Consider the following 11989-nt stretch of genomic DNA (forward strand, 5'->3'; position numbering starts at 1 on the left):
TTATTGATGAGGTACTTTGCCCCGGCTCCGGCCGGGGCATTTTTTTCTCAGGGCTTCAGCCCCGGATACTTCTTCTGCAACCGGTATAGCCGGACGATGGTAATGATATTGGTAACCAGCACCATGCCCTCGGCCAGGATGCCGCCTACCGAACCGATCACGATGTTGTTGAGCATCCAGGCCAGGGCGGCCAGGCCAAGCACAATGCGAAGGGGTATCCCCCGGAGCATGAACATACCCACGGTGCCCAGAGTGGCGGCGGTCAGCGGGAATACATCGGTGGCGGATTTCCAGGTGGCCCAGGCTACCAGCAGATTGACGGCGAGTATGCCGGCCATGATTTTCCAGTTGCCCTGGTAACGACGCGCCAGGGCGATGCGCAGGATTACCAGCACGGTCAGGGCGGCAGCGGTCCAGCTCTGGAAGAAAGCAAACATCAGGGCGAAGGCGATATTGGCGGAGATCAGCAGCACCATCAGCCGGTCGTCGTTCTTGTTGGCAAAGCCGACGATGCAAAAGGCCAGGGCCACCAGGCCAAAGACCTGACCCAGAACCTCAGACATGGTGAGCTCTGATAAAAGTTCCGTCATGGTTCAGCGATGACCCGCCAGCTCTCCGGGCGGTTTCTGTTGTGCAAGAGCCCCTGAAAACTGATCCATCAAACCGTCGGCACTGAAAGGTATCTCGCGCTGCCCTGCATTCAATGCCCGGCTGAAATGCTGAAAATTCAACGCTTGCCAACGGGCCGGATCCAGAATGCGTTCAACCTTGTCCACATTGCCCAACATAGCTGGCTCAAACTGATAACTCAGGGTGGCCGTTGGCGCGCCGGCCGCAAAGTCGTAACCATGGTGGTAATCGTGCAAAAGCAGGAGTGACAGCCCGCCACCCATAAAATGTCGACCAAGGCTGACATAAAGCTCGCCTCGACGGATCGCTTCAAGGGCCAGAGGTTCCCAATCGAAGCCACCGACCACCAGATCCCTGCCCGGGTGTTTGCCCGCCCTGTTTGCGGCCTCGATGGCGCCCAGCGCCATGCCATCACTGGCACTCCAGATGGCAGCCGCTTCCGGGTAACGTCGGAGCAACACCGACACTTTGTCCTGTGCAAGCTGAGCACTCCAATCAGCATAAACCAGCTGCAAGAGTTTACTGTCCTCGCCATCGATGGTGGTTTCAAGCCCACGGTTCCGGTCAGTCGCTGCCGAGGAATCCCGAGTCCCGGATAAAGCGAGGACCGGCAGTGGCTGGCCCGGCTCGCCCAGGTTCAAACTCCGCGCCTGCCGCTCAAGCAGGACCGACAGGGTTCGACCACCGGCTGCATTATCGGGCCCCATATGCCCGATCCAGTTTGGCAACACCTCTCTCGGCATACCCACTGCCGCCTGTGTGGTCTCAGGGACATCCGTGTTGAATGTGAACACCTTCACTCCCAGCTCATTGGCCTGCCTGAGCATCTGGGTGGTGACGTTTTCTTTGCACATAATCACCAGATAATCGGGCCGGTCCTCGCGGCCAAGCACCTGTTCCGCCATCTGCAGGTAACTGAACCGGTGGCGATCGCGATCAAACCGGACGTCCAGTTCGAGCTCCAGGTCACCCGCCACTTCTGCCATAAAATCAGCCACCATATGCCAGAATTTTGAGTCATCTGGAGACAGGAAGACCACGCTTGGCCGGTCACCAGCTTCGGCCAGGCGTAACAGGGAACACAGAAGAAGACTGATCAGCAGAGCTGTACGGAACACCATGTATTTCCTCACCCTTGCGATGCGCTGGCCGTTGTTATTATTCGGTCTCACCAACGAACATTCAGAACTACTGACTAAAGTACCGGTGGCCCTGGGCCCAGACAAGCGCGAATTGGTAACAGACGATCGCCGGGGCCATTGGAATTGGTGGAAAAAGTCATTGCCCGTAGCTTGCTAAGCGAGAGATGATCCACTCTGTTTGCCGCCAAACCGGAATCCCTAATGGAACACTACCTCAAGGCCACCGCCTTCTTCGATTTCGACAAGCCTGACGTAACCGCCTGGATTAACCAGCAACTGCAGGGCGTGGCGGAGGATCAGGTTGAACAGATCAAGGTGCTGTACCTCGCGGTCAGAGACGGTATCAGCTACAACCCCTACGTATTCAGTACCGATCCGCATACCTTCAGTGCCAGCTATGCACTGCAGGCCGGGGAAAGCTACTGCATCCCCAAGGCGGTGTTGCTGGGGGCGGCAGCGCGCTACCTGGGCATTCCAAGCCGTCTGGGCCTGGCCGATGTCCGCAATCACCTGTCCAGCCCCAAACTGATTGAATGGCTGAGGTCCGACATCTTTCGAATGCACGGTTTTATCGAGCTATATCTGAATGGCCAATGGATAAAAGCAACGCCCGCGTTCAACCGCCACCTGTGCGCCATGATGAAGGTAGAACCGCTGGCGTTTGATGGCACCCAAGACTCCGTGTTCCAGGCATTCACGGAAGACGGCAAGGCGCACATGGAATACATCAACGATCATGGTGTGTTTGAGGATGTGCCCCACGAATTTATCGTAGACGGCGTTCGCACAGCGTACGGCCACCTGTTCGAAGACAACGGGCAGCCAGCGCAGACCGGCAGCAGTCTTGAGCAAGACGTAACCGGACACTAGCCATCAGCCTTTGAAACGGCGTTCAATGACCTGGCGAACTTTACTGGCCAATTCACCCGGCGCACTGAGTTGAGGGTAATGCCCTTCGGCATCCAGGGAGGTGCAATGGGCATCCGGAATCTGCTTCGCCATATAGCTCACAACCGATACCGGCACAACGATATCAGAGAGCCCGTACAGAATATCCACAGGCACAGACACCCGGGATAGCTGATCGCGAAAATCGCACAGAAAGGTGACCTCCGCAAACTTTCGGAGCAGCACTGGATCGGTCGCCATAAAACTTCGGATCAACCGCTCTGTGAGCTCGGGCCGATGGCTATTCTCCATAACCAGGGGCGCCAGCGTGTGGGCCCAGCCTTCCTGGTCCTGCTCCATCAGTTCAAGCATTGCCAGAACATCCTGGCGCTGCATGCCGCCCGCATAGTCATCATCGTTGGTGTAACGGGGTGAGGGGTTGATCGCCACAATCTGTCGGAACCGGTCCGGTAATATGATCGATGCCAGCAATCCGATCATGCCACTGACCGAATGCCCGATCAGCGTGACCGGCTCGTCGGCCACCGCATCAATCACATCGAGCAGATCCAGTGCATAACCGCGCAGTGAGCCATGTCGCTCCGGGCGGTAGGCCCGGCGATCCGACTGGCCACAACCGACATGATCAAAAGCAACAATCCGGAAATCTTTCTCGAACGCCGGGACAACATCGTCCCAGACCATCTGGTCACACCCGAACCCGTGGGCAAACACTAAGGTATGACGTCCGGAACCCCGGATCGTCACCCGATTTCTTCGTATCGCGTTGGCCATTCCCTCATCCTGCTGCTGACGATAACCGCCGGTTGAGACACAGTCTGGCCCAATACACGACACTTATCCAGGCAGCCGACGGATATAAAAAAACCGGCACCTGCGTCCTGCAGGTACCGGTTTCAGGGGTCAGCCTGAGCTGTTCAGGCTTGCATCGCCTTAAACGGCGGCGTTACGGATCAGGAAGTCGAAGGCACTCAGTGCCGCTTTAGAACCTTCGCCCATGGAGATGACAATCTGCTTGTAAGGCACGGTGGTGGCGTCACCCGCAGCGAACACACCTGGAATCGAGGTTTCGTTGCGGTCGTTGACGATGATCTCGCCGTGCTGGCTCAACTCGATGTCGCCTTTCAGCCATTCGGTGTTCGGCACCAGGCCGATCTGCACGAAGATACCTTCCAGCTCGATGTGGTGCGCTTCGCCGGTGGTGCGATCGGTATAGTTCAGGCCACTCACCTTGCCGTTCTCGCCCACCACCTCGGTGGTCTGGCCAGAGGTGATGATCTGCACGTTGTTCAGGCTGCGCAGCTTTTTCTGCAGTACGTCATCGGCACGCATCTGGTCGCCAAACTCGATCAACGTCACGTGTCCGACTATACCCGCCAAATCGATTGCTGCTTCAACACCGGAGTTACCGCCACCAATGACCGCCACACGCTTGCCCTTGAACAGCGGGCCATCGCAGTGCGGGCAGTAGGCCACGCCCTTGTTGCGATACTCTTCTTCACCCGGCACACCCATCTGGCGCCAGCGGGCACCGGTCGACAGAATCACCGTACGCGCTTTCAGCGATGCGCCGTTGGCCAGGCGCACTTCGTGCAGCCCGCCGGTTTGCGCGGCCGGAATCAGTTTCTCGGCACGCTGCATGTTCATGATGTCGACTTCGTATTCGTTAACGTGCTGCTCCATGGCCGCAACCAGCTTCGGGCCTTCGGTGTAGGGCACAGAAATCAGGTTTTCGATGCCCATGGTATCGGCCACCTGGCCACCGAAACGCTCGGCCGCAATACCGGTCGCAATGCCCTTACGCGCGGCGTAGATTGCCGCTGCAGAACCCGCCGGGCCACCACCGATAATCAACACTTCGAAGTTATCCTTCTGGTTGATCTTTTCAGCTTCTTTGGCTCCGGCGTTGGTGTCCAGCCGGGCAACGATTTCTTCCAGCGTCATCCGACCCTGGCCCCAGGGTTCACCGTTCATGTACACACTGGGCACGGCCATGACTTCACGCTTTTCAACTTCGTCCTGGAACAGGGCGCCGTCGATGGCGGTGTGCTTGACCTTCGGGTTCAGCACGCTCATCAGGTTCAGCGCCTGGACCACGTCCGGGCAGTTCTGGCATGACAGGGAGAAGTAGGTTTCGAACTCGAACTCGCCGTCCAGCTCCTGAATCTGCTCAATCAGCTCCTGTGACGCCTTGGACGGGTGACCGCCCACCTGCAGCAGGGCCAGCACCAGAGACGTGAACTCGTGACCCATCGGGATACCGGCAAAACGTACACCGATATCGGTACCAATCCGGTTGATCGCGAAAGACGGGCGACGCACATCAGTCGCTTCTTCTGTGCGCAGGCTGATCTTGGAGGACATCGGCTCCAGTTCTTCCAGCAGCTCTTTCAGCTCCTGGGACTTCTTGCTGTCGTCATAGGCTGCCACCAGCTCGATCGGCTGCTGCAGCTTTTCCATGTACGCCTGGAGTTGTTGCTTGATGTTTGCATCCAACATTTAGGGGGTCTCCTTGATATCTGTCGTAGCCAAGTGGCTGAATTCAAAGTGAATCGTTAAGAGAAGTTGTGTGTACGATACGGCCCTGCAATACAAAGCTCAAATTAATTGATGCAAAACGATTAATAGGGCAGAGCTATAACATGCACATTAACCCTGGCTATTGATAAACGACCGGTGAATGTCGCTGCCATAGCGCCGGATGATGGCCATTTTTGCCTCATGATAGGCTGCAACGGTTTCCGCCCCACCCTGCCGGGCAAGCTGGTGCCGAGCCAGTTCATCGGAAATGACATCCATGAACAACTCCGCCAGCAGCAACCGGGCCGAATCCCGGAACCGGCCACGGCCATCCACGTACAGCTGCACCGTTGGCGCCTCGGTATTGATGAGTATTTTGCGCTCTTCCGGGCTGTAAACCGCCCGTTCCAACTCGTTATGAAGATTACGGAACTCATAGCCAACAAACATGGCCTCGCCATGGTCACGGACATGGCCGTTGTGGTGGTGTACCGGCTTTTTCTTCCGGCGCGGCCGGTGATGCTGGCGGTGAGCACCATGCTCGGCAAGGCCACCTGCATGTCCTGGATGGCAGCGCGGTTCATGCGCTCCAGCAGGTGCTCGATCATATGGTCGGTCCGGCCCGAAGCCGTCGCGTACTCCAAGTGCCGCAGATGCTCGCGCTCCTCAACGACCGCCGGTCGAATCAGCTTGCTCACCGCACGGGCGAATGCAGCCACAAAGGGGTCTTTCAGGTTCAGGCCTTCGCGCTCATCACCGCGCAGTGTCAGTTCGGCGTTGAGTGAGCGTTTCAAGGTCACGTTAAATGGGTAGGTTTCCTGCTCATGAACAAAACTGCAGGGCTGTTGCGGGCCGATCAGTACCCGCGCTTCCGGCTCCAGAAAATGGACCGGCGAAGTACGCTCAACCTCTTTGCCAGCCTGGCGATGGATCAGCTCAATCTGGCGCCTGCCCAGGATTTCCCGCAAATAGATGTTGTGAGTTACTGACATCAGTACAGAGCGGTACTGGGAAACATGCACCAGTGGATTGTCGATCACAATCACAATGCGGGTGCCGTTGGTGTCGGTTCCCATGCGCTGGTAATCGGTATCTTTGGCATCCCGGTCGCCGTCGCCATCATCGTAGAGGTACTCGCCGCTCTCGCCCCGGAACAGGTCGATTCGGGTGTAACGGCCATGGTGCAGAGTTTCAAGCCAGCCATAGCCAAGACCAAAGATCGCCTGCTTGAGGCCCCGACCAAAATAGCCCCGCCCAGTCCCTTCACCTCGGGCCAGTGGGCTGTGCGCGCCACCGTAGCTAAGGCTTGCCAGGGCCTGCTGCCAGGTCATGCCTTCGGCCTGATCTGCCACCACCAGCATGGCACCATTCTGATGCCGCTCGTATTCAATGTGGATAACTCCGGAAACCGCTTCGCCCAGGCGCTCCAGGCGTGCATAACTGTCGTCGCTGTTGGTGATCAGCTCCACCAGCGCCTTTTCCACCGATGCAAACCGGCGTGAATCGATGTCGATTACCCGCTGGTCTACCTTGATTGCCTCAATACCCATAAGCCGCCCCCACTCTGAACTCCGGCCACCACAGCCGCACGAATACCCCAAGCTTCACTTCAACATTAGACGATATCGGAAGCCCAGGGCATGACCGGTGGCAAGATTGCGGGTTTTGCGGACACCACAACGCAAAAACCCCGGCAGAGCCGGGGTTTTCGGGGGAAGCGAGGTCTGCGAACAGACCTCTTTCCAATCCGTTTTTCTGAATAAGAAAAACTTAGATCTTGCCAACCAGGTCCAGAGACGGAGCCAGAGTTGCCTCGCCTTCTTTCCACTTGGCCGGGCACACTTCGCCAGGATGGTTGCGAACGTACTGAGCAGCTTTCACTTTGCGCATCAGGTCGTCTGCATCACGGCCAATGCCTTCTGCAGTGATTTCCATCGCCTGGATAACGCCGTCCGGGTCGATCAGGAAAGTGGCACGATCTGCCAGGCCCTGGCCTTCACGCATTACACCAAAGTTGTTGGTGATGGTGCCGTTCTGGTCGCCAACCATGAAGTAGTTGATCTTACCGATGGTTTCGGAGCTATCGTGCCATGCTTTGTGGGTGAAGTGGGTGTCTGTAGACACGGAGAACACTTCAACGCCCAGCTTCTGCAGCTCTTCGTACTTGTCTGCTACGTCGCCCAGCTCGGTCGGGCAAACGAAGGTGAAGTCGGCCGGATAGAAGAAGAATACAGACCACTTACCTTTCACGTCTGCTTCGGAGATTTCTACAAACTCGCCCTGCTTGAATGCGGTTGCGTTGAACGGTTTGATTTCGCTGTTGATAATACCCATCTCAGAATAACTCCTGTTGGTTAATTTGGGTGATGTCCAAGAATCGGGACAAAGAATACTGGCTTTGTCGGTCAGGTGAAAATTGATTATTTTCACCTGAAGAATAGGCTTAGCCTATCCCCTTCAAATTCGAAACTGCGGGGCCGGCAACCGCGGCTGATCATTGCGCGGCTACCATTCTTCTATATGGGTCCTTAACCCGCCATTTCAATCTTTCTGAAATCCAGAATATTGTCTTCCGGTGACGATTTGATGGCAGCCACTTCCGCCCGTTTGTTCGCCAGGATGTAAGCGAAGCAGACAAAGTACAAGGCAATCACCAGTGCGCCCACCCATTGAATGCGCAGGAAGTCCAGCTGGAACAACATGGTCAGGCCCACCATGACCACCAAATTGAGCGCCACGTAATTGATCCGGCCGAGCCGCCTGGCTGTGAGGTTCAGGTTGTCGGTATACAGGCGAATCAACGAATCCAGCGAATTCACCACCATCAGTACCCCCACCGAGATCATCGCCAGATTGGTAAACGCAGCAATCTTCAGGCCCTCGGCATGGTAGTGGAACAGCACGGAGAACCAGACTGCAATCGCAACAGACGGCACCACCAGCATAGCAATCAACAGCTTCCAGGTTTTGATACCGCTGACAAAGCGAGCGGTAAACGCACAGGTGCCGATGATCACCACGTTGTTGATCAGCTTCACCATCGGAATTTCAAAGAACTTCACCCGCGGTTCGATGATCGCGAAGTAAAAACAGGTCAGAAAATAGAAGCCCCAGATCAGGAAAGCCCAGAAGCCGAACTCGATCGCCAGCGGGTTGGCAAATCCGTACTCAGGATTGTCGCTGACATTGCCATAGCCGCCGAACTCGGTCAGCGGGAACATGATCAGCCCCACATCCAGTCCGGAGGTAAACAGAATGGCAATGAAGGTCAAAGTGCGAACCGGCGTGACACCGATGCATTCTATATCCCACCACTTGTACAGAATCAGAGCGATGGCGGCGAACGTGAATATCAGGCCGGTGGATAACCAGAGTGTCATTGGCTGAGCCTCCGGTTGGTTTTCTTCAGTGTAGTGCACAGCATGGGTGTTCCTCCTCTACTTTTTAAGCGCTGCTTAATTCGAATCGGACACAAACCCAGGACTTGCCTATCCGACGCCCGAAAACGGCGGGATGCCGTCGCGCTGATAGGGAAATCCTGAGGGCTTGCTACCCGGACAACTTGCTTGTCCGGGCCGGGGCTTCGGGTGCTAGTTCAGCACCCGCTTCGCGTGCCCCGGACGTTGACGTGCCTGCCACTGGTCATCCATGGTGACGGGCGCGCCCGACGGTTGCAGGGGCTCCCTGCCCCGAATGAGGTCGGCCGCCCGCTCTGCCACCATGATAGTGGGCGAGTTCAGGTTGCCATTGGGTATGGTCGGGAAGATGGACGAATCCACCACCCGCAGGTTTTTGATGCCGTGTACCCGGGTGTGCGGGTCCACCACGGCCAGTTCATCGGTGCCCATCTTGCAGGAGCAGGACGGGTGGTAGGCGCTTTCAACCGCCTGGCGCACGAAAGCATCTATCTGCTCATCTGACTGAACATCCACACCGGGCTGGATTTCCGATCCCCGGTAGTCGTCAATGGCCGGCTGATTAATGATCTCCCGGGTCAGGCGAACGCAGTCCCGAAAGCCTTCGCGGTCGGCCTCGTGTTCCAGATAGTTGAAGCGGATGGTGGGTGCCTGTTTCGGGTCTGCAGATTGCACATGCACAAAACCCCGGCTTTTGGGCTTGTTGTGACCAATGTGCAGCTGGAAGCCATCGCCGTCAAAGGCTTCCTTGCCGTCATAGCGCATGGCCGCCGGCAGGAAGTGATATTGCAAATCTGGCCACTCAACGCCGGCTTTTGAACGGATAAAGCCGCAGGATTCAAAATGGTTGGTGGCACCCAAGCCGTCCTTGCGCAGAATCCAGCGCACACCAATCTTCAGCTTGTTCCACCAGTCCAGCTTGCCATTGAGCGAGACCGGCTGTTTGCACCGGTACTGAAAGTAAAATTCCAGATGGTCCTGCAAGTTCTCACCAACACCGGGCAGCTCATGCTGGACCTCAATGCCAGCCTGCTCCAATACCCCACGCTTGCCAATTCCGGAGAGCTGCAACAAATGGGGCGAGCCGATGGAGCCGGCCGACAGGATCACGTCTCCGGCCGCTTTCGCCTCATGCACTTTGCCACCTTGCTCATAACGCACGCCCGTGGCGGTTTTGCCTTCCAGAAGCACCTTGTGCACCAAAGCGTGAGTGACCACCGTCAGGTTCGGGCGATTCATGGCCGGGCGCAGGTAAGCGTTGGCCGTGGACCAGCGGCGACCGTTCTTTACGGTCATGTGCATGGCACCAAAGCCTTCCTGCCGGGCGCCGTTGTAGTCGTCAGTTTCCAGGTAACCGGCATCCACGCCCGCCCGGATAAAGGCTTTATAGAGGGGGTTGCGCATGTTGTTGCCGTTGTTAACCCCGAGCGGGCCCTGATCGCCCCGATAGTCATCACCGCCAAAAGCCCAGGTTTCCGCTTTTTTGAAGTAGGGCAATACGTTAGCGTAATTCCACCCGTCCGCGCCTTCAGCTTGCCATTCGTCGAAATCCCGGGCATGGCCGCGCACATACACCATGCCATTGATGGACGAAGAACCACCCAGCACCTTACCCCGGGGGCAATGCATGCGGCGATTATCCAGATACGGCTCCGGCTCGGTCTCGAACTGCCAGGCGTATTTTTTGGTGTTCATGGGAATGGACAGGGCGGTGGGCATCTGGATAAAGATGCTCTTGTCGCTGCCGCCGGTCTCCAGCAGCAGCACCTGTTTCTGGCCGTCTTCGGTAAGGCGATTGGCCAGCACGCAGCCGGCGGAACCCGCACCCACAATGATGTAATCGTATTGGTTTTCTTTCATACGCGTTCTCCTCTGCGGCCTGTGGGGTTAAAACGGTGCATCAAGATCCTGCATGCCCACATACACCGACTTGATCCGGGTGTAGTGCGCAATGGTCTCGCGCCCGTTTTCCCGGCCAATGCCGGAGAGTTTGTAGCCGCCCACCGGCATTTCCGCCGGCGAGGCGCCGTAGCTGTTAATCCAGCAGATGCCGGCCTGGATCTGATGAATCACCCGGTGTGCCCGGCGGATATCATTGGTGAACACGCCCGCGGCAAGACCGGTATCGGTATTGTTGGCCCGGGCAATCACCTCGCCCTCATCGCGGAAGGTGAGCACCGACATCACCGGCCCGAAGATTTCTTCCTTCACGATGGTCATGTCGTCGGCGCAGTCGGTGAAAATGGTGGGCTCCACAAAATAGCCGCCTTTTGAGTCTTCCGGCTCGAACGCCCGCCCGCCGTGGCTCAGGGTCGCCCCTTCGGCAAGCCCCTTACCGATGTAACCCAGCACCAGGTCCTGATGCTTCTTCGAGATCAACGCACCGAAATTAGTGGCAGGGTTCATCGGGTCACCAGCCTTGATGTTCTTGCGGGTGCGTTCCAGCAAGCGGTCGATAAACTGTGGATAGATGTCCTCATGCACAAACACCCGGGTGCCGTTGGTGCAGATTTCACCCTGGGTGTAGAAGTTGCCCAACATCGCGGCGGAAACGGCATTTTCCAGATCCGCATCGTCAAAGATGATCAGCGGGGATTTACCACCCAGTTCCATGGTGACGTCTTTCAGAGTCGAGGCGGCCGCCGCCATCACCTTCTTGCCGGTGGCCACCTCGCCGGTGAACGACACCTTGGCAATCTCGGGATTATGGGTCAGCCACTGGCCCACCCCGGCGGCGCCCTGCACCACGTTGAATACGCCGGCGGGCACTCCGGCTTCGATAAAGATTTCTGCCAGCTTTACCGCGCCCATGGGGGTTTCTTCCGACGGCTTGAAGATCATGGCGTTGCCGCAGGCCAGCGCCGGGGCAGACTTCCAGCAGGCAATCTGCAGTGGATAGTTCCAGGCCCCGATGCCGGCGCAAATACCCAGGGGCTCCCGGCGGGTGTAATAGAAATCACCGCCCAGATCCTGCTGATTGCCCTCGATAGACGGCGCCAGCCCGGCAAAAAACTCGATAGCATCCGCACCGGTGACTACGTCCACCGCTTCGGCTTCCTGCCACGGCTTGCCGGTGTCACGCACTTCCACAGCGGCCAGTTCATCATTCCGCTCCCTCAACAACGCCACCGCTTTCAGCAAAATGCGGCTGCGTTCGATGGCGGTCATCGTCGACCATTCGGCAAAGCCGGCGCGAGCGCTCTCAATGGCAGCCTGTTGTACGGCAACATCCGCCACCTCCACTTCATAGATCACCTGCCCGGTGGCTGGATTGATCACGGGAAACGTGTCACCCGAGCTGTTGGCGAGAAAACGACCATGAACAAAATTCTGAACAACAGGAAGAGATGCGGATGCAGTCATACTCAATCA

General features: G+C 57.2%; 10 protein-coding genes. 1 reads left to right on the top strand and 9 read right to left on the bottom strand.

The annotated features are described in order from the left end of the window. Nucleotides 1-47 precede the first annotated feature (47 nt). Together QPL95_RS04650 and QPL95_RS04655 are read right to left on the bottom strand one after the other, a co-directional pair. On the bottom strand, nucleotides 48-590 hold the full coding sequence (locus tag QPL95_RS04650) for a YgjV family protein (protein ID WP_303289841.1): 543 nt from the start codon (nucleotides 588-590) through the stop codon (nucleotides 48-50). A gap of 3 nt (nucleotides 591-593) precedes the next feature. Then, entirely contained in the window at nucleotides 594-1751 is a 1158-nt protein-coding gene (locus QPL95_RS04655; RefSeq protein WP_303289842.1) for an ABC transporter substrate-binding protein, read from the bottom strand. Between the two features lie 222 nt (nucleotides 1752-1973). Here QPL95_RS04655 and QPL95_RS04660 point away from each other — a divergent pair, with 222 nt between their 5' ends. Continuing rightward, complete coding sequence (locus QPL95_RS04660; protein ID WP_303289843.1) at nucleotides 1974-2642, top strand: transglutaminase family protein; 669 nt, start codon at nucleotides 1974-1976, stop codon at nucleotides 2640-2642. A 3-nt stretch (nucleotides 2643-2645) separates the two neighbouring features. On the opposite strand, the gene QPL95_RS04665 is transcribed toward QPL95_RS04660, so the two are convergent. The 7 genes from QPL95_RS04665 to betB all read right to left on the bottom strand — a co-directional run bounded on the left by QPL95_RS04665 (nucleotide 2646) and on the right by betB (nucleotide 11980). Further along, nucleotides 2646-3455, bottom strand: a complete 810-nt coding sequence (locus tag QPL95_RS04665; protein WP_303289844.1) for an alpha/beta fold hydrolase — start codon at nucleotides 3453-3455, stop codon at nucleotides 2646-2648. 159 nt (nucleotides 3456-3614) lie between these two features. Next, nucleotides 3615-5180: an alkyl hydroperoxide reductase subunit F gene (ahpF, locus tag QPL95_RS04670; RefSeq protein WP_303289845.1), complete on the bottom strand. Its 1566-nt coding sequence runs from the start codon at nucleotides 5178-5180 to the stop codon at nucleotides 3615-3617. A 122-nt stretch (nucleotides 5181-5302) separates the two neighbouring features. Continuing rightward, complete coding sequence (locus QPL95_RS04675; RefSeq protein ID WP_303289846.1) at nucleotides 5303-6751, bottom strand: ATP-binding protein; 1449 nt, start codon at nucleotides 6749-6751, stop codon at nucleotides 5303-5305. A gap of 220 nt (nucleotides 6752-6971) precedes the next feature. Beyond that, nucleotides 6972-7535, bottom strand: a complete 564-nt coding sequence (ahpC, locus tag QPL95_RS04680; RefSeq protein ID WP_303289847.1) for an alkyl hydroperoxide reductase subunit C — start codon at nucleotides 7533-7535, stop codon at nucleotides 6972-6974. A gap of 194 nt (nucleotides 7536-7729) precedes the next feature. After that, nucleotides 7730-8581, bottom strand: a complete 852-nt coding sequence (locus QPL95_RS04685) for a hypothetical protein (RefSeq protein ID WP_303289848.1) — start codon at nucleotides 8579-8581, stop codon at nucleotides 7730-7732. A 210-nt stretch (nucleotides 8582-8791) separates the two neighbouring features. Next, nucleotides 8792-10477 (bottom strand): choline dehydrogenase, encoded by a 1686-nt coding sequence (betA, locus tag QPL95_RS04690; protein ID WP_303289849.1) that lies wholly within the window; start codon nucleotides 10475-10477, stop codon nucleotides 8792-8794. Between the two features lie 27 nt (nucleotides 10478-10504). Then, nucleotides 10505-11980 (bottom strand): betaine-aldehyde dehydrogenase, encoded by a 1476-nt coding sequence (gene betB / locus QPL95_RS04695; protein ID WP_303289850.1) that lies wholly within the window; start codon nucleotides 11978-11980, stop codon nucleotides 10505-10507. Nucleotides 11981-11989 lie beyond the last annotated feature (9 nt).

This window comes from Marinobacter sp. SS5-14b (genome assembly GCF_030541005.1).
Lineage (GTDB): Bacteria > Pseudomonadota > Gammaproteobacteria > Pseudomonadales > Oleiphilaceae > Marinobacter.

Coding starts and splice junctions, on each gene's coding strand:
- ahpF (WP_303289845.1), bottom strand. CDS start 5,180: ATGTTGGATGCAAACATCAAGCAACAACTCCAGGCGTACATGGAAAAG.
- QPL95_RS04650 (WP_303289841.1), bottom strand. CDS start 590: ATGACGGAACTTTTATCAGAGCTCACCATGTCTGAGGTTCTGGGTCAG.
- betB (WP_303289850.1), bottom strand. CDS start 11,980: ATGACTGCATCCGCATCTCTTCCTGTTGTTCAGAATTTTGTTCATGGT.
- QPL95_RS04675 (WP_303289846.1), bottom strand. CDS start 6,751: ATGGGTATTGAGGCAATCAAGGTAGACCAGCGGGTAATCGACATCGAT.
- betA (WP_303289849.1), bottom strand. CDS start 10,477: ATGAAAGAAAACCAATACGATTACATCATTGTGGGTGCGGGTTCCGCC.
- QPL95_RS04660 (WP_303289843.1), top strand. CDS start 1,974: ATGGAACACTACCTCAAGGCCACCGCCTTCTTCGATTTCGACAAGCCT.
- QPL95_RS04655 (WP_303289842.1), bottom strand. CDS start 1,751: ATGGTGTTCCGTACAGCTCTGCTGATCAGTCTTCTTCTGTGTTCCCTG.
- ahpC (WP_303289847.1), bottom strand. CDS start 7,535: ATGGGTATTATCAACAGCGAAATCAAACCGTTCAACGCAACCGCATTC.
- QPL95_RS04685 (WP_303289848.1), bottom strand. CDS start 8,581: ATGACACTCTGGTTATCCACCGGCCTGATATTCACGTTCGCCGCCATC.
- QPL95_RS04665 (WP_303289844.1), bottom strand. CDS start 3,455: ATGGCCAACGCGATACGAAGAAATCGGGTGACGATCCGGGGTTCCGGA.